This is a genomic window from Xanthomonas sp. JAI131 (genome assembly GCF_013410075.1).
Taxonomy (GTDB): Bacteria; Pseudomonadota; Gammaproteobacteria; order Xanthomonadales; family Xanthomonadaceae; genus Xanthomonas_A; species Xanthomonas_A bonasiae.
The window spans coordinates 573,110-593,519 of sequence record NZ_JACCCN010000003.1; the positions used below are offsets into that span (position 1 = coordinate 573,110).

Sequence of the window (20,410 nt, forward strand, 5' to 3'; positions counted from 1 at the left end):
GAAGCCGCTCCTACACAAGGGCTGGGCGGTGCGGAGGCCGCGGTGTCATGCGTCGGGACTGAAGTCCCTCCCACAAAAGAGCGTGACTCCTTCCCACAAAAGGCATGGTTCCTACCCACGAAGGCATGGTTCCTACCCACGAAGGCATGGTTCCTACCCACGAAGGCATGCCACCCACAAAAAGGCATGACCCCTTGTGGGAGGGACTTCAGTCCCGACTGCAGCCAACTGACAACGCCCACGGCTGCGCATCGCCGCAGAATCCGGCCAGCGGCCGCCGGCATCTCCATCCACGCCAGCGCAAACGAAAACGCCCACCAAGCGGTGGGCGTTTTCCTCGAAAGCGGCAGCCTGGTTCAGGCCGCCGCCATCAGCGCAACACGCAGGCTTACTTCGCGTCCTGCAGCGCCTCGGTGGTGATGCGGATCTTGACCTCGTCGCTGACGTTCGGCACGTACGCGCCCAGGCCGAAGTCGCTGCGCTTGATCGTGGTGCTGGCATCGAAGCCCAGCGCCGGCACCTTCTTCATCGGGTGCGGACCGGCACCGTTGAGCGTCACCGCCAGCACTACCGGCTTGGTGATGCCCTTGATGGTCAGGTCGCCCGTCACGCTCAGCTTGTTGGTGCCGGCGGCGGCGACCTTGGTGCTCTTGAAGGTGGCGGTCGGGAACTTGGCGGCGTCGAAGAAGTCGCCGCTCTTCAGGTGCTCGTCGAACTTGGCGGTGAAGCTGTTGAGGCCCGACAGCGGCAGGGTCACCTGGACGCTGGACTTGCCCACGTTCTCGGCGTTGTAGACCAGGGTGCCGTCGACGTCGCCGAAGTGCGCGCTGGGGTTGGAGAAGCCGAAGTGGCTCCACTGCACCAGCACGTCGGTGTGCGACGGGTCGAGCTTGTAGGTGCCGGTGGTGCCCTTGATCGCGGTGGCGGCCGCGGCGGCCGGCGCGGCGAAGGCGGTGCTGACGGGCTGGGCGACGACGACGGCCAGCGCCAGGGCGAGCGGAAGCAGCAGGGTGCGGGTCTTGTTCATGGGCGGAGCTCCTGGAGAAATCGGTGGTTGGGAAACTGCGGCAAGCGCAGGCACAGCGGTGTGAGGGTGCAGCGGAACGAGCCGGCTTACTCGATGCGTGCGGCCTCGTCGAAACTCAGCCGCGGCAGGCGCGGGAACAGACCGGCGGGATCGCCGTAGCCCAGGTTGACCAGGAAATTGGACTTGATCGCGGTGCCGGCGAAGAAGGCCGCATCGACCTTGGCGTTGTCGAAGCCGGACATCGGGCCGGCATCCAGGCCCAGCGAACGCGCGGCCAGGATCAGGTAGGCGCCCTGCAGCGTGCCGTTGCGGAACGCCGACTCGCGGCGGCCTTCGCGCGGGCCGTCGAACCAGCTCTTGGCATCGGCGTGCGGGAACAGGTACGGCAGCTTCTCGTGGAAATCCTCGTCGTGGGCGACGATGACCGTCACCGGCGCGGCCAGGGTCTTGGCCAGGTTGCCTTCGGACAGCGCCGGCTTGAGCTTCTCCTTGGCCGCGGCCGAGGTCACGAACACGAACCGCGCCGGGCTGCCGTTGGCCGCGGTCGGGCCCCACTTCAGCAGCTCGTACAGGGCGCGCAGGGTGTCTTCGCCGACGGGCGTGTCGCGGAAGGCATTCTGGGTGCGGGCGGTACGGAACAGTTGATCCAGGGCGGCATCGTGCAGAACGTCGGACATGCGGAAGTACCTTTTGTCGTCGGGGGAAGGCCGATGCCCCGGTGGTGGGCGGTTTCGGCGCAAGGCGGCCAGTGTAGAGTGGCACGATAGCCGCAACACCCAGCCGCAATGCAACGGATTACTACCAAACGTGAAACGATCGGGCGCGCCCTGGGCGATTAGCGACGGCCGCGCCGGCAACGCACGCCAGGCCGAAGCGCTCGCCGCGGCGCTGGCTGGACCCGCAATGCTGCCCGCCCCGGCGTTGGTGCTGCAACCGCACATGCCCTGGCGCTGGCTGGCGCCGCGGCGGCTGCCCGGCGCCGCGCAGGCCTATGGTCCCGCCTTCGCCGCGTTGCTGCGGCAACCGCCGGCGCTGGCGATCGGCTGCGGCCGCCAGGCGGCGCTGGCGACGCGGCTGCTGCGCGCGCGCGGCAGCGCCGTGGTGCAGGTGCTGGATCCGCGCCTGTCGCCACGGCACTGGGACGTGGTGGTGGTGCCCGAACACGATCGCCTGCGCGGCGACAACGTGCTCACCCTGCTCGGCAGCCTGCATCCGATCGACGATGCCTGGCTGGCCGCCGCGCGCGCAGCGTTCCCGCAGTTCGGCGCGCTGTCGTCGCCGCGCACCGCGGTGCTGGTCGGCGGCCCCGCCGCGCTGGCGCCGTGGACGGCGGAGGCGGCGGCGTCGGTGTTCGCACACTTGGCAACGCAACTGCGCGACAGCGGCGGCAGCGTGCTCGCCAGCACCTCGCGACGCACGCCGCCGGCAGTGGCCGCCGCGCTGCGCAACGCGTTCACCGGTGTGCCGGGCGTGGTCTGGTGCGGCGAAGACGCTGGCGCGAACCCCTACGCCGGCCTGCTGGGCTGGGCCGAGCGCATCGTGTGCACGCCCGATTCGGTGAACCTGCTGTCGGAAGCCTGCGCCACGCGGGTGCCGGTGACGGTGGCGATGCCGACGTCGGCGCGCGGTCGCGCACGCGACTTCCATGCCGCGCTGCGCGCGCGTGGCCGCCTCGCCGATGCACCGGACGGGCATGGCGCCGTTGCGGGCACGATCGAACCGCTGCGCGAAACCGCACGCATCGCCATGCGCATCCGCGAGCGCCTGCAGCTCGATTGAAACGATCCCGTCGGCGCGCAATGCCGGCGCTGACGCAACCGGGCCGCAGGTGCGCCAGCATTGGCGCACCTGCGGCCCCGTCGTTGCGTTGCCGTCCGGTCAGGGATTGCTGGGCGAGCGCGGCGCGCCGGCCGGAGCGGCGTCCAGCGCACCGATCAGGGCGCGCACGATCGGTGTCCCCAGGCCGGCCGTGTAGTTGTACTTGCCCTTGAGCGGTATGTCGTTGTCGACGACGCCATTGTTGCCCGGGATATCGCGATGGAACGCCTGCGGGTAGTTGGCCGCCAGCCGGTACAGGTAATCGTTGAGATTGCCCTGGCGCCCCTGCTTCTCCACCAGCAGCGCGGCCACGCCTGCGAACTCGGGCGCGGCGACGCTGGTGCCGATCGTCGAATAGAACTCGCCCTTGTACACCGACAGCACCGAACTGGCGTACAGCCCCCTGCCTTCCCGGCACGGCTGTTTCGCGGTGTCGGGGCAACCGCCGACCAGCATGCCGATATCCGGCAGCGCGCGCATCGACGTGCGGGTGCCGCCCAGCGCGCGCAGCTGATAGGCCGGGCGCTGGAACAGGGTGCTCACCCCGCCGCCGGCGCCCCAGTAGCCACCGGCCAGCAGCGCGCCCACGCCGTAGTAGTCCTGGGTGAGCAGCGGATCGGCAAAGGCGCTCTCGGAGCGGTAGCTGGAATCCGCCGATCCCTTCTGGTAGTTGGTGGACAGATTGCCGCCGCCGACCGCGGTCACATACGCGTCGGCCGCGGGATGCTCGACGCCGGCGACGAAGTTGCCGTTCTTGCCATCGACCGCATAGTGCGTATCGGCACAGGCGACGCCGGCGTTGTCGCCGCTGGAGGCGATGAAGGTGATGCCTTGCGCGTTGCCCTGCTTGAAGATCGCATCCAGCGTGCGGAAACTCGCCGTGACGTCCTTCCCGTCGTTGTACGCCTTTGTGTAGTACAGCTCACAGGCGCCGAACGAAGAGCTGACCACGTCCGCCTCGTTGTCCTGCACGATCTGCCGGTAGCCCGCGGCGAGCGATGCGTCGGTCAGGTCGGGAATCACGTACAGCAGCACATGCGCGCCCGGCGCGCCGGCCAGCGCCATCTGCACGTCCAGCGCCGCTTCGCCTCCGGCCCCGCCCTCCTCGTTGATCCCCGGCTTGGCGCCGGCCACGTAACGGCGCGCGTACAGCTTCGGATTGACGTGACCGGCGCCATAGCGGCTGAATTTCTCTTCGTTGAACAGCGCATCCACGTCCGAATCCAGCACGTCGCTGGAGATCAGGACCGCGATCGTGGTGCCAGTGCCGTCGAGGCGGCGCTGCTGGCCCGGCGGGCCGATCATGCTCTGGTATGACGGATAGCCGTAGGCCTGCTTGAGATCGTTGTACGCGTAGACGCCGAGGCGGCCATTGCGATTGGCCGGATCGACCTGCCGCAGCCGCTGCGAATGGACGTGGTGCAGCGGCAGGCCGCCGGTCAGGCCGGTGACCACGGCGCCGCTGTCGCGCAGCGCGGCCGGCAGCTGCAGGGTGCCGGCCGCGGCGAGCCTGGCATGCCCGCCTTCGGGCAGATCCACTGCCAGCGGTGCGGAGAACAGGCGCTCGACGTTGTCGGCGCTGGCGCTCACGTGCAGGCTCGCGCCCTGCTGGGTGACCGTCATGTGCGCGGCCTGCAGGGCCGCGCGCACGCGGTCGACCTGCGCAGGCAACGGTGCAAAGCGGCGCTCGAACTCGGCGCGCGACAGCCAATGGTGGTACTGCGGCGACACCGGATCCTGGATGTCCGCCAGCAAGGCGTCCAGGCCGGCCTGGTCGCGCAACGGCAGGTGCACGTCGAAGCTGACGGGCGCGCTGCGCAAGGTGGCGGACATCGCGGCGAGCTTGGCGTCCGTGGCGTCCTGCGCGGCATGGGCACTGCCGAACACGAGCGCGCACCCGGACAACGCGGCGGCCAGCAGCGGCTGGCGGCGAATACGATCGATCATGCATCTCTCTCCGTGGATGGAACGATAAGGCGTCGCCCGCAAACAGGGGCAGGCGGCGTCGCGTGGGAACGAAACACCCGCATACGCGCAGCGGCCGCTGCGCACCAACAGCCACTCGCGATCGACTACGGCATCTGGACGGCCACCACGGCCGCACGCAGGTGCGGTGAAGGCTCCCCAGCGAATGCGCGCGGCATTCGCGTGTGCAACGGGCCTGCTGGCGGCGATGCCGTCCAGCCGTCCGATACCTGTTTCGGAACTGTCACGCGCGAAGACCAGACGAGGAGGTGGCCGCAATCATTGATGAAGCCACGCGTCGAAACTTTGACGGCGCACCGCATTTGCGATCCTGGAAAGAAATGCATCGGCAATGTTTCATCGGCAGCATCGAAGCGCCTGTATGCCTTCGAAAAAAATGTGCGGGCGATGCGTGTTTTTCGTCGGAAAACGGAGGCGCACGCACCGCGGCTCGCGAACGATCGCACTTGCTGTTTTGCGTCCGTTTAGTTTCATGGAAGCGACACCGGAGCACAGCAGACGACCCGGCAAATGTGTCGCCTGTGTCGGCATTGCATGACAACCGCAACACGCATGACGCGGTTCTGAAATCTCGCTGTCGCATCTTCGCCGGACCTCCTTAGCGAATCCCCCACGCATGCCTACCCATCACTTGCTGAGCGCCGCGATCCTCGCCACGTTGCTGTCGCCGCTGACGGCGCACGCGGCAGATGCGCCGGCCGACAGCGCGGCGACCGACGCCCGCCAACTCGATACGGTCTCGGTGATCGGCCAGGGCGAGACCCGCCAGGTGCAGCGCATCACCCGCCAGGACGTGGCGGTGCTGCCGCCGGGCACCAGCATCCAGAAGTTGCTCAACCGCATTCCCGGCGTCAACGTGCAATCCAACGATGCGTTCGGCGCCAACGAGGAATCGCAGACGGTGAGCCTGCGCGGCTTCAACGGCACGCGCCTGGGCTATACGCTCGACGGCCTGCCGCTGGGCGACAACGCCTACGGCAACTACAACGGCTTGAACATCAGCCGCGCGCTGATCGCCGAGAACTTCGGCGGCGTGGAACTGGCCTCGGGCATCGGCAGCCTGGGCACCGCGTCCACCAGCAACCTCGGCGGTACCGTGCAGTACTTCTCGGACGATCCGTCCACCGAAACCGGCGTGCGCCTGTCGCAGACGGTCGGCTCGGACCAGAACCGCCGCACCTACCTGCGCCTGGACACCGGCGAGCACAACGGCTTCTCGGCGTACCTGTCCGGCGTCTACGCCAGCGCCGACATGTGGGCCGACCCGAAATCGCCGACCAGCACCGCCCAGTTCAACGGCAAGGGCGTGTACCAGTTCGAAAGCGGCAAGATCACCGCCTTCGTCGATACCTCGCGCACCTCGCAGGCCGACTACGCCTACCTGTCCAAGAGCGGCCTGCACCGCGGCCTGGGCTGGGACTGGAACCTGTACGCGCCGGACTGGCAGCGCGCGCTGGCCGCGGCCTACTGCGCGCCGGCCACCCGCGACGCCAGCCGCTGCGCCTACAGCGGCGGCGTGGACAACATCGACGACGCGTACTACCAGAGCCGCGCGCTGCGCAACGACGACCTGTATTACCTGGCCGGCGATTTCCAGCCGTCCGACACGGTGAGCGTGCACACCCAGGTCTACCACCACGAGAACGAAGGCCAGGGCCATTGGTGGTCGCCGGGCCAGGCGTCGAATCCGGGCACGCCGCAGGCGCTGCCGATCTCGATCCGCAGCACCAACTACACCATCAACCGCACCGGCGGCATCGCCTCGCTGGGCTGGGACCTGGGCCCGCACCACCTGGAAGCCGGCCTGTGGTACGAGCGCAACAAGCACCACGTGGAGCGCAACTTCTACTGGATCGACGGCCCGATCGACGACGACCTGTTCCTCAGCGGCCCGGACCGCCGGCTGTTCTCGCAGGACTACACGATCACCACCAAGCAGGCCTATGTGCAGGGCACCTTCAAGCTGCTCGACGAGCGCCTGACCCTGGACGTGGGCGCGAAGAGCCCGCACACCACGATGACCGCGCGCGAGACGCCGGGGATCGCGGTGGAATCGCCGGTGGCCAACGGCACGCTCAAGGCCAGCGAAGCGCTGCTGCCGCAGGTGGGCGTGAGCTATCGCCTGGCCGAAGGCCAGGAAGTGTTCGCCTCCTATGCCGAGAACATCGCCGCGTTCCAGGGCGGCGGCGCCGGCGGCCCGCTGCTGGTGACCCAGGCCTCGTTCGACGCCAGCGTCGGCGCGCTGGAACCGGAGAAGTCCAAGACCTTCGAGGCCGGCTACCGTCTGGTGCGCGACCAGTTCGAGGCCTCGCTGGTCGGCTACGACGTGACCTTCGACAACCGCCTGCTCTCGCTCAATCCCTGCCCGAGCATCCAGCAGGGCACCACGCCGGCGTGCACCACGCGCTTCTTCAACGTCGGCTCGGTCAGCAGCCGCGGCGGCGAGCTGACCTTCATCTGGAAGCCGACCGCGCACCTGCAGTGGTACAACTCGGCCTCGATCAACCGCTCCACCTACGACGACAACTACGTGCAGAACGGCGTGACCATCCCCACCGCCGGCAAGTACACGGTGGATACGCCCAAGCGCATGGTCACCAGCGAGATCAGCTGGAACTACAACGGCTGGAACGCCAACCTGCGCGGCAAGTACACCGGCCAGCGCTACTACACCTACACCAACGACCAGGGCTTCGGCGGCTACACCGCATTCGACGCCGGCACCGGCTACGACTTCGGCGCGGTGTCGTTCCTGCAGGACCTGAAGCTGTCGCTCAACGTGACCAACCTCACCGACAAGCGCTATGCCTCCAACCTCACCGCCTTCAGCAACAGCGATCCGAACGGGCGGTCGCTGGCGTTCCATGCCAGCGCGCCGCGGCAGGTGTTCCTGACCCTGGACGCGCGCTTCTGAACGCGCGCATCCTGCCCCCACCTGGCCGCCGAGCGCATGCGATGATGAAACCCATGGTCTGGATGCTGGGATGTTCGATGGCGCTGTCGTCGCTGACTGCCGCGGCCGAAACGGTCGCGGTTGCGGGTACGCACAAGCCGCTGGTGATCGGTCACCGCGGCGCCAGCGCGCTGCGCCCCGAGCACACGCTGGCGTCGTATGCGAAGGCCATCACCGACGGCGCCGACTTCATCGAGCCGGACCTGGTGTCGACCAAGGATGGCGCACTGGTGGCGCGCCACGAGAACGAGATCGGCGCCACCACCGACGTCGCCGCGCATCCGGAGTTCGCCGCGCGCAAGACGGCCAAGCAGATCGACGGCCAGCGCGTGGAGGGCTGGTTCACCGAAGACTTCACCCTGGCCGAGCTGAAGACGCTGCGCGCGCGCGAGCGCCTGCCGCAACTGCGCGGCACCGCCTTCGACGGGCAGTTCCAGTTGCTCACCTTCGACGAGATCATCGATTTCGCCGCGGCCGAATCGGCCGCGCGCGGACGCCCGATCGGGCTGATCCCGGAAATCAAGCACGGCACCTATTTCCAGTCGCTGGGCCTGGCGATGGAGGACAAGGTACTGACCACGCTGGACGCGCATGCGTACACGCGCAGCGCGCCGGTGATCGTGCAGTCGTTCGAGATCGGCAACCTGCAGTCCCTGCACCGCAAGCTCGGCAAGGACCATCCGAACGTGCGCCTGGTGCAGTTGCTGGGCGACCCGAAGGACCGCCCCGGCGACCAGCTGCGCGATGGCCCGACCTATGCGCAGATGGGCAGCGCGCAGGGCCTGCGCGAAATTGCCAGGTACGCGCAACTGGTCAGTCCCAACCTGCGCACCATCATCCCGGTCGATGCCGACGGCGCGCTGGCCGCGCCTACCGCCTTCGTCGCCGATGCGCATGCGGCTGGGCTGCAGGTGGTGCCGTACACGTTCCGTCCGGAAAACTATTTCCTGCCCAAGCACCTGCAGGATGCGCGCGGTCCGGCCGCGGTGAATGCCGCCGGCAGCATCGCCGAGATGCGCGCGTTCATTGCCGCGGGCGTGGATGCCTTCTTCACCGACGACCCGGCGCTGGGCCGCGCGGCGGTGGATGGGACGGCTGTGCCGCACGAGCGCTGAGGACACTTCCTCGGCGGCTTGCCCCTTGTGGGAGCGACTTCAGTCGCGACGGGCTTTCCCGGTAATGCCCGTCGCGACTGAAGCCGCTCCCACAAAAGAGCGGCGAACTTCTCCCTTGTAGGAGCGGCTTCAGCCGCGACCGGATCCTACTGGTGAAGCCCGGTCGCGGCTGAAGCCGCTCCTACAGGGAGCACCCGCGGTCCGCCGGCATGCCGCGCTGGCCGCGACGCCGCCGCATCGCGATAATGCGCCGCTTCGCCTCACCCGCAGCGCAACCGCCCATGCATCCCCCCTCCCCGCCATCGCCCGCGTTCGCCGCATTGACCCCGCGCGCCCTGCTGCTGGCGGTGCTGGCGATGGGCGCCGTCGTGCTGCTGTCGAACGTGCTGGTGCAGTTCCCGATCAACGACTGGCTGACCTGGGGCGCCTTCAGCTATCCAGTGGCGTTCCTGGTCAGCAACCTGATCAATCGCCGCTTCGGCCCGCGCGCGGCGCGGCGCGTGGCCTGGTGCGGCTTCGCGCTGGCGGTGCTGCTGTCGATCTGGATCGCCACCCCGCGCATCGCCGCCGCCTCGTGCCTGGCGTTCATCGCCGCGCAGCTGCTGGACATCGCCGTGTTCGACCGCCTGCGCCGCGGCCGCTGGTGGCGCGCGCCGATCGTCGCCACCACCTGCAGCGCGACGCTGGACACCACGATCTTCTGGTCGGTCGCCTTCGCCGGCTCGGCGCTGCCGTGGGTCAGCTGGGCCGCCGGCGACCTGGCGGTGAAGCTGGGCATCGGCGTGTTCCTGCTGGCGCCGTTCCGCGCGCTGCTGTGGCGGACGGCGCCGCCGGCCGCCGCCGATGCATCGGCCACGCGCGCGCCGCAGCGTTAGGGCGAATCGCGATCCGCTTGGCGGCCGCCATGGAAACAGCCCCCACGTTTGCGCAACGTCCCGGCCTGGCAACGCGAAGCCACGCAAGCGCCAATGCACCGACCCGGCGGCACTCGCCACGCCAGGCCGACTTCGGCAACATCGTCGCCGAGCCAGTACGACGGGTCGAACACGCTGCCACATGCGGTCGCGCATGTGACTCGGACCCAAAACACGCCTCGAATGCTTCCCCGCGACGCATCGACGGCGCCGCGACCCGGACGCGCATCGGCCACCTCAAAAACGAAAGGAAGCGAAGACAGATGACATCGAACTACAGCCGCATGCTCCGCGATCCACTGCTTCTTCCGCTATTGCTCGCCTCGCTGTTGAATGCGCTTTGCGCAGGCGTTCTTTGGCAAAAATTTGCGGCCGCATGCGACCTCGGCCCCGGCTGGCCGGAATTGCTGCAAGGACTCTCCGGCTTTCTTTTGCTTGTCCTCATGCTCATCAGGGCGCTCTGGCTCAAAAAGCGAATCAACCCCAGATGACGGGCAGGCCCCATGTTCGCCGCAGGGGCCTGACATCCACGTCCGGGCAGGCCGGGCGGATCCGGCGGACCGTCGGCTGGCCCGCCGCGCTATCGGCCGCTGCGCCCTGGCTCGAATGCCAGTCCCTTGGCCTGCGCCGCGGCGGCGATCGCCGCGCGCGCGTGCTCGATCGCGGGGGTAATTGCGGTCAGCCGTGGGCGCCGGTCCAGCGTGCAGGCCAAGCCGGCATCGACCAGCGTCGCGTGCGCCTCGTGCAACGCGACGGCGGTCGGCGCATCGAACCATGCGCTGGCCGCCAATGCGTCTACCAGCGCCGGCGTAGCGCGCGGCACGGTCAGCTCGGGCTGTTGCGCGGCGCCGAGCAGCACCCCGGCCTGCAGCAGGAATTCCAGATCGACCAGGCCGCCGGCGCCCTGCTTCAGGTCGAAGCGCGCGGCATCGCTGCGATCCAGTTCGGCGCGCATGCGTGCGCGCATCTTCAACACTTCCTCGCGGAGCTGCGCCGCGTCGCGCGAACGCGCCAGGGTCTGTTCTCGCACCTGCTCGAAGCGGTGCAGCAACACGGCATCGCCGGCCACGCCACGCGCGCGCACCAGCGCCTGGTGCTCCCAGGTCCAGGCGCGCTCGCGCTGGTACTCGGTATAGCTGGCCAGCGACGACACCAGCGCGCCCTTGCCGCCGTCCGGGCGCAGGCGCACGTCGATGTCGTACAGGCGGCCGCCGCCGGTGACCGCGCCGAGCAACGCGATCACCTTCTGCGCCAGCCGCGCGAACCAGCGCCCGCTCTCCAGCGGGCGCGGTCCGCTGGAGGCCTCCGCGCCGGCGGCATGGTCGTACAGGAACACCAGGTCCAGGTCCGAGCCGATACCCAGTTCGATGCCGCCGAGGCTGCCGTAGCCGACGATCGCGAAACTGCCGCCGGGCACTTCGCCGTGGGCCGCGACCAGTTCGGCACGGGCCAGGCGCAGCACGGTCAGCACCACGCCTTCGGCCAGTTCCGCGAGCTGGCGGGCGCTGTGCACCGCCGGCTGGCGCCGGTCCAGCGCGGCCAGAGCGATGCGGAAACTCAGCGCCTGGCGCGCTTCGTTGAGGCCGCGCAGGGCGGCTTCCGGATCGTCGCCGGCCGCAGCGACCGCGCTGTCGCACAGCCGCTGCATCGCCGCCCGGTCCGGCATCGGCCCGGCGACGCGGCTGTCGAGCAGTTCGTCGAGCAGCAACGGATACGCGACCAGCCGTTCGGACAGGAACGCGCTGCGCGCGAGCACATCGACCAGCCGCGCCAGCGCGCTGGGCTGTTCGTCGAGCAAGGCCAGATAGCTGGCGCGGCGCAGGATCGCCTGCAGCAGGCCGAGCACCCGGTGCAGCGCGGCATCGGCCTGCGGCGAGCGCGCGGCGGCGTGCAGCAACGCCGGCAGCACCCGGTCCAGCCGCGCGCGCGCCGCATCGGACAGCGTGCGCACGCCCAGCGACTGCACGAAGCCACGCAGCGCCTGGTCGGCGCCCTCGGCATCGGCGAAGCCGGCGGCGGCCAGCACCTGCGTGCCGGCTTCGTCCGGCAGGCCGCGCCAGTAACTGGCCAGCGCATCCGGCGCCACGGCCTGCACGCGCGGCGCCAGCAACTCGGCGAATTCGGCGGCGACGCGGTCGCGCTGCACCTGCAACGCGGCATACAGCTGCGTCCAGTCGGCGTAGCCGAGACCGAGCGCGATGCGCGCGCGGTCCAGCGCGTCTTCCGGCAGCGCATGGGTCTGCGCATCGCGCAGCATCTGCAGGCGGTTTTCGACCTGGCGCAGGAAGCGGTACGCGTGGGCCAGCGCCGCGCCATCGGCGGCCGCGACCTGGCCGCCAGCGACCAGCGCCTGCAGCGCCGGCAACAGGCGGCGCTCGCGCAGCGCCGGCTCGCGGCCGCCGCGGATCAGCTGCAGCGACTGCACCAGGAATTCGATCTCGCGGATGCCGCCGGGACCGCGCTTGATGTCGTCGAGACGATCGTGCCGCGCGACTTCGGCGGTGATCGCCGCCTTCATCTCGCGCAGCCCGTCGAGCGCGGTGAAGTCGAGGTAGCGCCGGTACACGAACGGGCGCAGCGTCTGCAGCCAGTCCTCGCCGGCGGCGATGTCGCCGGCCACCGCGCGCGCCTTCAGCCAGGCGTAGCGCTCCCAGTCGCGGCCCTCGCGCTGGAAGTAGTGGTCCATGCCGGCGAACGACAGCGCCACCCGCCCGGCAGTGCCGAACGGACGCAGGCGCAGGTCCACCCGGTGCGAGAAGCCGTCGGCGGTGGTCTCGTCCAGCAGCCGCGCCAGGCGCTGCCCGAGGCGCGCGAAATATTCCTCGGCGGCGAGCGCACGCGCACCATCGGATTCGCCGCCCTGCGGATAGGCGTAGACCAGGTCCACGTCCGAGGAGAAGTTCAGTTCGCCGCCGCCGAGCTTGCCCAGGCCGAACACCACCAGCCGCTGCGCGCTGCCGTCGGCGGCACGGACCACGCCGTGGCGCGTGGCGAATTCGCCTTCCAGCGCCTGCAGCGCGATGCCCAGGCAGGTCTCGGCCAACTGGGTGCTGCCGGCCAGGGTCGCATCGACGTCGTCCAGGCCCAGCACGTCGCGCCACACCAGCCGCGCCGAGGCCGCCGCGCGATAGCGGCGCAGCTGCGCCGGCCACGCCGCCGGCTGCGCCGAATCCAGCTGCGGCACCGGCAACGGTGGCGGATCGGGCTGCGCCAGAGGCTCGAGCAGGGTCGGTTGCCGGCACAGCGTATCGAGCAGGAACTCGCTGGCGAGCACCGCACGCTGCAGGTCGGCGTCGAAGCCCGGGCGATCGGGCCAGGGTCGCGCGCCGACGGCCTGGCGCAAGCGCGCCAGGTTGCGGTCGAGCACGGGTTGCACGGTGTCGGGGACAAGCGGGGAGGAGGCGGACATCCGTCGATTCTGGCATTCCGGCGCGTCGGCAGACAGAGGCCGCATGTCGCCCGGACGACGTTTGCGGCCAGCCCGCCGGCAGGAACGGCGCTGCGCCGTGCTGCCTGCGTTCAATCGCTGGGGTTGGCGCTGGCAGAACGGCCGCATGGCAACATGCGCTGTCCGAACTCCAGGCAAAAAAAAGCCCGCTTGCAGCGAACTGCCAGCGGGCCTTGCTCCCTCCCCCACGTCGGGATGCAGGTTGATCTTGGGCGCTTTATTCGCACATTGCACGCTGCACTGCAAAATGAAACCGGGCGGTACATTCTGCTGCGATGCAGTATGCGGCGACGCACTGTCTTCACGGGGGGCGTTGCTACTGCGAACGCGCCGTGGGCGATCTGGCGATCGGTCGTAACTGAAGTCGGCAAGGGGTTTGCGGCGAGGCTGCTGGGTGCACTGTAGGAGGGGCTTCAGCCCCGACAGTGGCCTGAAGTTGGAAGGGTCCATCGCTTCGTTCGTCGCGACTGAAGTCGCTCCCACAGGGACGTGCAGTGAAGTGACTAGGTGCACGGTGGAAGTGCTTCGGCCTGACAGAGGCTGGAGTCATGAAGGTCTATCGCTTCGTTCGTCGCGGCTGAAGCCGCTCCTACCGTCTCTCGTCGGCGGTGCATCTGGCGACGCGATGACGACCACGCACGAAGAGGATCACGGCTTATGCCGGGTCAGGGCGCCGACGGCGTCGGGGCTGGAGCGGGCAGCGTGTCCGATAACCACGCCGGTTGCCGCTCGTACCATTCGCGCGCGCCGAGCAGATGCCATTGCCGCTGTTCGCCGCGCAGCGCCACGCCGACGCCGAGCACGCCCCAGCGCGCATACAGCTCGCCCTGGGTGCCGGCATCGCCGACGCGCAGGCGCGCGCGCAGCGACAGGCGCTGGTTTTCCGCCTGCAAGCGATCCAGCCACAGCGCGTCCTTGCGCCAGCGCAGCTGGCCGCTCGCATCCAGTTGCCCGGCGTCGACCAGCTTGAGCAGCCAGGCCGGCGCATCGCTGCGCTGCGCGAACACCGCCAGCACCGGACCGGCATCGCGCATCTGGATCTGCACCTGCGCATCGGCCTGCGTGGCTTGCGTTGCGGTGATGCGTCCCTGCGGCACGCGCAGCGTGGCCCACCAGTCGCGCTGCTTGGCGCCGTCGCCGTAGCGCACGCCCTGCAGGCGCAGCGTGCTGCCGCTCAGGTCGAAGCGCTTGCCCTGCAGTTCCGCGCGCCGCAGCCGCGCATCGAGATCCAGGTCGCCCGCCAGCGCCAGTCCGGCCGCCTGCAGCCGCGCCTGGCGGCCGCGCACGCGCACATTGCCTTCGCCCACCTGCCCGGCCGCGTCCAGGTGCAGGTCGCCGCTGAGCGATCCGCTGCCGCCCAGCACGCGCACCTGCGATGCCGGCAGGTAGCGGTTGTAGGCGCGCAGGTCGGGCACGCGCGCATCGTCGAAGCGCATGCGCGCCTGCAACGATTCCTTCAGCGTCGCCAGCGCGCCATCGCCCTCCAGGTCCAGGCGCAGGTTCTCGCCTTGCACGAAGATCGCCTTGGGTTCGGCCAGCGGCGCCAGCGCGAAGGTGCGCATGCGCACGTCGACCTGGGTGCGCGGCTGCGCGGCAGTGCCGACGATGCGTCCGACCGCCTGCGCCTGGCCACGGATGCGCAGCCGCAGCACATCGGCCACGGCCTGCACGTCGGGCACGTCGAGGCGGCTGCCCGGCTGCAGCGCGCCGTGCGCCAGGCGCAGATCGGCGGACACGTCGCCGCCGCCGTCGAGCCGGAACCACGGCTTGCGTACCAGCAGGTCGCTGATCCAGTTCAGCGATTCGAAATGCCAGCGCCCTTGCACCGTGCCGGACACGCGCGGCAACAGCGCCGCCGGCTCGGCGAACGGCACGCTGCGCCCGGCGATGCGCATATCGGCATCGAGCATGCTGCGCGGATCGACCTGCCCGGGCAGGCGCGCGCGCAACCGGATGTCGCGATCGACGTCGAGCAACAGCGCCAGCACGCCGCGGTCGGTGGCGCCGACGCCGGCGTGCAGCGGCACCCGCCAGGTGAGCTTGCTGCCCGGCTGCAGTTCGCCGCGCCGCATGCGCAGGTTCGCGTCCACATGGCCGAGCCCAGGCTCGGTGCTCAAGCGCGTGTGGGTCCCGGCGGTGTCGATCCGCAGTGCCACGCTGCGCCCGTGCAACTGCAGCGCCAGGTCGGCGATGCCGAGCTTGCGCAGGCCCGGCGCCTGGGCGCGGTAGTGACGCGGGAACGAGAAACGCGCGTCCAGGTGCGCCTGGTCGGCGATCTGGCGCTTGCCGTAGCGCACGCTGGCGTCGTCGAACACGATCTGCGACGGGAACAGTTCCGACGGCCCGCCCTTGAGTTGTTTCAGGAACCCCACCGTGCCGTGGCCCTTGCCTTCGATCGCCAGTTCGCCGATGCGTGCCCGGCGCAGCGTGCCGCTGTGGATCGCGTCAAAGCGCAGGGTCCAGCCCTGGTCGCTTTGAGGCGGCGGCGGGATGGCGTCGTCGACGCGGTCGATCTCGCCGATCACGTTCACCGCCTCCATCCATGGCAACCGCACCTCGCGGTGCAGCAGCGGCAACAGCGCGATGCGCGCGCTGGCGCGATCCGCGCGCAGGACCCAGACGCTGCGCTGCACATGCCCGCGCATGCGCACGTCCCACGCGGTGACGAAGCCCGGCAGCACGGTCAGCGCCGGACCGGTCTGCATGCGGAATTTTTCCGGCTTGCGGTTGGTCGCCATGTCGAACAGCGGCGTGTTGAGGAACACGTTGCCCAGCAGCAGGTACAGCAGATAGGCGATCAGCAGCCCGCGCAGCAGCAGGCGCCACGGACGCGGCAAGCGCCGGTAGCGTTCGAAGGCGGCATTCAACGAGAGGCGGGCGAAGGGCGGCACCGCCGCACTATCGCCGCGGCGCGGCGTGGGGCGCGTGAAAGCCGGACCGCGGCGCGCCATTGCACCATCGCCGCAAACCCACTCCGGGCGCGATCCGCGATAATCGGGGTCTCCCTTCCCTGCACGGTTGCCCCATGTCCGCCGAACGCATCCTCCACCCGCGCCTGCGCGAACGCATCGTCACCGCCGAGGCCGCCGCCGCACTGATCCAGCCCGGCGAGACGGTGGCGATGAGCGGCTTCACCGGCTCGGGCTACCCGAAGGCGGTGCCGATCGCGCTGGCGCAGCGGATCGAGGCCGCGCACCTGCAGGGCCAGGCGTTCAAGATCCGGCTGATGACCGGCGCCTCCACCGCGCCGGAACTGGACGGCGCACTGGCCAAGGCCGAGGGCATCGCCCTGCGCATGCCGTTCCAGACCGACCCGGACGCGCGCCAACGGATCAACGCCGGCACCCTGGACTACATCGACATCCACCTCAGCCATGTCGCCCAGCACGTGTGGTTCGGCTTCTACGGCGAGATCGACACCGCGGTGGTGGAAGTGGCCGGCATCCGCGAAGACGGCAGCCTGATCCCGTCCACCTCGATCGGCAACAACAAGACCTGGCTGGACCTGGCCAAGAAGGTGATCGTCGAGGTCAACGACTGGCAGCCGGCCGGCATCGACGGCATGCACGACGTGTACTACGGCACCGCGCTGCCGCCGCAGCGCAAACCGATCCCGCTGCTGCACGCCGACGACCGCATCGGCGAACCGTCGCTGCGCTGCGACCCGGACAAGATCGTGGCGGTGGTGCGCACCCGCGGCCCGGACCGCAACAGCCCGTTCACCCCGGCCGACGCCACCAGCGAGCGCATCGCCGCGCACCTGATCGACTTCCTCAAGCACGAAGTGCGCAAGGGCCGGCTGCCGGCCAACCTGCTGCCGCTGCAGTCGGGCGTGGGCAACATCCCCAACGCGGTGCTGGCCGGCCTGGCCAGCAGCGGCTTCCGCGACCTGAGCGCCTTCACCGAAGTGATCCAGGACGGCATGCTCGACCTGCTGCGCAGCGGCGTGCTGAAGGTGGCCTCGTGCACCGGTTTCGCGCTGAGCCCGGAGGCGAACGAGGAGTTCAAGCGCAACATCGATTTCTACCGCGAGCGCATCATCCTGCGCACGCAGGAGATCTCCAACCATCCGGAACTGGTCCGGCGGCTGGGCTGCATCGGCATGAACGGCATGATCGAGGCCGACCTGTACGGCAACGTCAATTCCACCCACGTGATGGGCAGCCGCATCATGAACGGCATCGGCGGCTCCGGCGACTTCGCCCGCAACGGCTTCCTGTCGATCTTCCTCAGCCCCAGCACCGCCAAGCACGGCAGCATCTCGGCGATCGTGCCGATGGTCAGCCACGTGGACCACACCGAGCACGACGTCTCCATCATCGTCACCGAACACGGCCTGGCCGACCTGCGCGGCCTGCCGCCGCGGCACCGCGCGCGGCAACTGATCGACCACTGCGTGGACCCGAGCTACCGCGCGCAGCTGGAAGACTATTTCGACCGCGCGCTGCACGACAGCTACGGCAAGCACACCCCGCACCTGCTGCCCGAGGCGCTGTCCTGGCATCAGCGCTGGTTGGAGACCGGGACGATGCGGGTATCAACGTGATGCTGGACGCACTGCTGAGCAGGCTTGGACTGAAACCCGAACGCGAGGAAAGGCTGCGCCTGCATGACTTTCTGGACCCTGCGCGCGGCACGTGTCATGTCGGCGATCTTCCCGTACCGCTGCACATGGAGGCCGCCGAATGGATCCATTTTCGTTGCGGAGGAAGCAGATTCGATGCGGACTTCCTCAATGGGCTGGAACTCGGCGACAAGCAGCGCAACTGCTTCGAAGCGATTGTGGTGGCCTTCCTGCGCGTTGCCGAGCGCATCGTCGGTGCGAAGGCGCCTCGCGAGGGCGACGCCGCGTGGCCATGGCGGCTGAGCGTATTCATCGCGCCGACGCTGGAGGTCAACGCCTGCGTGAAATCCAGCTTCGACTCCAAACAGCACACAATCTTTATCGTCATCAACGCCGGACTTCTCCTGCAGCTGGCGCATCGCGTCAGCGCTGTCCTGCAGACGCCGTCCTTCGTACGGACCTTCGGTGGCGAACCGGCGGTTCCTGCGTCCAGCGCTGCTGCCCCGCCCTCCAGGCACGGGCCATGGCTGGTGCCGCTGCACGGCAACCCGCTGGTGCTCATGGCGACGCTGTACGCGGCGGTGACGGTGCTGACGCACGAGCTGGCGCACTTCTATCGCGGCCATCTGCAACTCACGCGTGATGTGTCCGGTGACGATGCGCTACTGGAGGAGTGCGACATACAAGGCGATGTACATTGCGAGCGCCTGCCTCCCAGCCAGCGTCGACTGCTAGAACTGGATGCAGACGAGACCGCCGGAAGGCTGGCATCCGTGCTCTGGCGCCAACTCGACTATCCGCAGTTCGGCCCTGACGACTCGCCGAACGAAAACTTCTTCTGCGGCATGCTGCTCGGCACGACCTGTCTGTTCCTGCTGCTCGACGAGACCGCGGCATCCGAGCGCTACTACAGCCCGTTCTGGCGCCTTCGCATCACCATGGCCACCTTCAATCGCGACTACTTCGCCGCACCCGATGACGCGGATGCGGAGCATGCAGCGGATTCGGTCGAAGTCTTCAGGCTGATGCAGACCATGATCGAGGCCTGCGAGGCCGCGCATCGCGAACTGGGATGGAGCGAAGGACTGGACAGTCGGCGCTTCCTCGCCGAGACCGAAGTACTGCTCGCCGATGACCGACAGGCCCTGCAACATTTGCTGGTCAACCGCATGAAGCCGTTAATGCCGTATGCCTTCCGAGGCGAGCAAACGATCGGCGCGACCTAGCGCAGCCCGAGTAGGCGGCACGCGCAGACCCTGGTGATCCGGCATGCGCGCCAGCTGATCGCGGCACTGGCAGAGCAGCCGGATTGCCTGCACCACGTGCTGACCGAGGAACCGGTCAGACCGAAGTCGCCGACCAGCGTGCACTCGCCCCCCCCCCCCCGCCCGGGGCCGCTCCACCCGCCGAAGCAGGCCGCGCTTGAAAGCGCTCCTGAAACCGGCGGCATGCTCCTGGGTGGTGTATGCCGGGCAGTTCAAGGAACTTCGCATCGGGGCTGAAGCCCCTCCCACAGTGCACCCAGCAGGCTCGCCGCAAGTTCCTGTAGGAGCGACTTCAGTCGCGACGAACGAAGCAGCGATGCTGGCCGGTCGCAGACGCGATCGAGGCCGAAACCTTCGCAGCCTCCGTTACGCGTCAATTGACAGCGAAACCCCTTCAGGCTCGCTCAGGAACGCCAGCTTGCGCGCGCGCGGCAGTTGCTTGAGCGCGTATTCGGCGCGCGAGGCGGCGGCGCGGTCCGGATAGGCGCGGCTGGCCAGCAGCCGCAGCGGCGGGTTGGCGCGGGTGTACTTGGCGCCGGTGCCGCGCAGATGCGCCCGGTAGCGCGCCTCGAGGTCGAGGGTGATGCCCGCGTAGTAGCTGCCGTTGCGGCATTCGAGCAGATACAGGAACCAGGGCGGGGAGTCGGCCATGCACGCATTATCGGCCAGCGCGCGATTTGCGCCACCGTTCGCGAGCGCTGCATTGCCCTATGCGCTCGACCTCAGGGCATGCCTCTGCCCATCCGATCTGATCCGACTCATCCGATGCCGATCATCGCGACCGCGTCGCGGCGCTGAACCGTCCCGAAACCGGCTTTAACGCAACCCGAACACCTTGCCAGCCGCTGGCACACGCCGGCAAACCGCAGCCACGGCACGGGCGCATAAATTCACCACCGGCCGGATGCCGTCGATGAAGAGGCTCTCTCCCTTTGGATTCGACGGCACGGCCGGGTCTTTTTGGGCGCCATGCAACGGACACCCTGGGCGTTGCCTGCAATCCGCCACCAGATCAACACCGCTTCGATGACCCGTGCCCGCACCGGATCGGAAGCGCACCCAGCCTTTTGCTGGACGACGCCGGCATGGCGCAGCTGAAGCCGCCTACAAAGACGTGCGCCCCCTGCTACACGCGCTGCGGAAGAGGCTTCCACCCCTGCCGTCACCGGAGTTGGAGCGATCGCGGCTTCGCTCGTCGCGGCTGAAGCCGCTCCTACAGAAGCGCGGCATGCGTGCAAAAGAGCGCACGCGTGCCGTGTGGTGCTTGCCACTTTGCTCTGGCCACGGCGGGCATCGTGATAGCGGCGAATCTTTCGGGCG

13 protein-coding genes are annotated in these 20,410 nt (G+C 69.0%); 7 read left to right on the forward strand and 6 right to left on the reverse strand.

The window, feature by feature from the left end; translation table 11 throughout:
- Window positions 1-388: 388 nt before the first annotated feature.
- Together HDC36_RS15525 and HDC36_RS15530 are read right to left on the reverse strand one after the other, a co-directional pair.
- The gene (locus HDC36_RS15525) at window positions 389-1,027 is read right to left on the reverse strand and encodes a YceI family protein (RefSeq protein ID WP_179569027.1); all 639 of its coding nucleotides are present in this window, start codon (window positions 1,025-1,027) and stop codon (window positions 389-391) included.
- Between the two features lie 86 nt (window positions 1,028-1,113).
- Complete coding sequence (locus HDC36_RS15530) at window positions 1,114-1,704, reverse strand: malonic semialdehyde reductase (protein WP_179569029.1); 591 nt, start codon at window positions 1,702-1,704, stop codon at window positions 1,114-1,116.
- 130 nt (window positions 1,705-1,834) lie between these two features.
- On the opposite strand from HDC36_RS15530, the gene HDC36_RS15535 reads away from it, so the two are divergent.
- Window positions 1,835-2,806, forward strand: a complete 972-nt coding sequence (locus HDC36_RS15535; RefSeq protein ID WP_343204354.1) for a mitochondrial fission ELM1 family protein — start codon at window positions 1,835-1,837, stop codon at window positions 2,804-2,806.
- Window positions 2,807-2,905: 99 nt separating this feature from the next.
- Here the strand turns inward: HDC36_RS15535 and HDC36_RS15540 are convergent, their stop codons facing one another.
- Complete coding sequence (locus tag HDC36_RS15540) at window positions 2,906-4,792, reverse strand: S53 family peptidase (RefSeq protein WP_179569033.1); 1,887 nt, start codon at window positions 4,790-4,792, stop codon at window positions 2,906-2,908.
- Between the two features lie 655 nt (window positions 4,793-5,447).
- Here HDC36_RS15540 and HDC36_RS15545 point away from each other — a divergent pair.
- The 4 genes from HDC36_RS15545 to HDC36_RS15560 all read left to right on the forward strand — a co-directional run bounded on the left by HDC36_RS15545 (window position 5,448) and on the right by HDC36_RS15560 (window position 10,304).
- Complete coding sequence (locus HDC36_RS15545) at window positions 5,448-7,745, forward strand: TonB-dependent receptor (RefSeq protein ID WP_179569035.1); 2,298 nt, start codon at window positions 5,448-5,450, stop codon at window positions 7,743-7,745.
- Between the two features lie 41 nt (window positions 7,746-7,786).
- Entirely contained in the window at window positions 7,787-8,899 is a 1,113-nt protein-coding gene (locus HDC36_RS15550) for a glycerophosphodiester phosphodiesterase (protein WP_255432761.1), read from the forward strand.
- A 281-nt stretch (window positions 8,900-9,180) separates the two neighbouring features.
- The gene (locus HDC36_RS15555; protein WP_179569037.1) at window positions 9,181-9,774 is read left to right on the forward strand and encodes a queuosine precursor transporter; all 594 of its coding nucleotides are present in this window, start codon (window positions 9,181-9,183) and stop codon (window positions 9,772-9,774) included.
- Between the two features lie 302 nt (window positions 9,775-10,076).
- On the forward strand, window positions 10,077-10,304 hold the full coding sequence (locus tag HDC36_RS15560; protein WP_179569039.1) for a hypothetical protein: 228 nt from the start codon (window positions 10,077-10,079) through the stop codon (window positions 10,302-10,304).
- An 89-nt stretch (window positions 10,305-10,393) separates the two neighbouring features.
- Here HDC36_RS15560 and glnE read toward each other — a convergent pair whose 3' ends face one another.
- Together glnE and HDC36_RS15570 are read right to left on the reverse strand one after the other, a co-directional pair.
- Complete coding sequence (gene glnE / locus HDC36_RS15565) at window positions 10,394-13,222, reverse strand: bifunctional [glutamate--ammonia ligase]-adenylyl-L-tyrosine phosphorylase/[glutamate--ammonia-ligase] adenylyltransferase (protein WP_179569041.1); 2,829 nt, start codon at window positions 13,220-13,222, stop codon at window positions 10,394-10,396.
- Between the two features lie 704 nt (window positions 13,223-13,926).
- Window positions 13,927-16,128 carry a hypothetical protein gene (locus tag HDC36_RS15570; RefSeq protein ID WP_179569465.1) on the reverse strand — a complete coding sequence of 734 codons (2,202 nt, stop codon included), beginning with the start codon at window positions 16,126-16,128 and terminating at the stop codon, window positions 13,927-13,929.
- Between the two features lie 158 nt (window positions 16,129-16,286).
- Here HDC36_RS15570 and HDC36_RS15575 point away from each other — a divergent pair, with 158 nt between their 5' ends.
- Entirely contained in the window at window positions 16,287-17,807 is a 1,521-nt protein-coding gene (locus HDC36_RS15575; RefSeq protein WP_179569043.1) for an acetyl-CoA hydrolase/transferase family protein, read from the forward strand.
- On the forward strand, window positions 17,807-19,051 hold the full coding sequence (locus HDC36_RS15580) for a hypothetical protein (protein WP_179569045.1): 1,245 nt from the start codon (window positions 17,807-17,809) through the stop codon (window positions 19,049-19,051). The genes HDC36_RS15575 and HDC36_RS15580 overlap by 1 nt, the downstream gene beginning before the upstream one ends.
- Before the next feature lie 405 nt (window positions 19,052-19,456).
- Here the strand turns inward: HDC36_RS15580 and HDC36_RS15585 are convergent, their stop codons facing one another.
- On the reverse strand, window positions 19,457-19,741 hold the full coding sequence (locus HDC36_RS15585) for a GIY-YIG nuclease family protein (RefSeq protein ID WP_179569047.1): 285 nt from the start codon (window positions 19,739-19,741) through the stop codon (window positions 19,457-19,459).
- Between the last annotated feature and the right edge of the window lie 669 nt (window positions 19,742-20,410).

Excerpts from the sequence above, each read along its gene's own strand:
- HDC36_RS15525 (WP_179569027.1), bottom strand. The coding sequence starts at position 1,027 with ATGAACAAGACCCGCACCCTGCTGCTTCCGCTCGCCCTGGCGCTGGCC.
- HDC36_RS15530 (WP_179569029.1), bottom strand. The coding sequence starts at position 1,704 with ATGTCCGACGTTCTGCACGATGCCGCCCTGGATCAACTGTTCCGTACC.
- HDC36_RS15540 (WP_179569033.1), bottom strand. The coding sequence starts at position 4,792 with ATGATCGATCGTATTCGCCGCCAGCCGCTGCTGGCCGCCGCGTTGTCC.
- HDC36_RS15545 (WP_179569035.1), top strand. The coding sequence starts at position 5,448 with ATGCCTACCCATCACTTGCTGAGCGCCGCGATCCTCGCCACGTTGCTG.
- HDC36_RS15550 (WP_255432761.1), top strand. The coding sequence starts at position 7,787 with ATGATGAAACCCATGGTCTGGATGCTGGGATGTTCGATGGCGCTGTCG.
- HDC36_RS15555 (WP_179569037.1), top strand. The coding sequence starts at position 9,181 with ATGCATCCCCCCTCCCCGCCATCGCCCGCGTTCGCCGCATTGACCCCG.
- HDC36_RS15560 (WP_179569039.1), top strand. The coding sequence starts at position 10,077 with ATGACATCGAACTACAGCCGCATGCTCCGCGATCCACTGCTTCTTCCG.
- glnE (WP_179569041.1), bottom strand. The coding sequence starts at position 13,222 with ATGTCCGCCTCCTCCCCGCTTGTCCCCGACACCGTGCAACCCGTGCTC.
- HDC36_RS15575 (WP_179569043.1), top strand. The coding sequence starts at position 16,287 with ATGTCCGCCGAACGCATCCTCCACCCGCGCCTGCGCGAACGCATCGTC.
- HDC36_RS15580 (WP_179569045.1), top strand. The coding sequence starts at position 17,807 with ATGCTGGACGCACTGCTGAGCAGGCTTGGACTGAAACCCGAACGCGAG.
- HDC36_RS15585 (WP_179569047.1), bottom strand. The coding sequence starts at position 19,741 with ATGGCCGACTCCCCGCCCTGGTTCCTGTATCTGCTCGAATGCCGCAAC.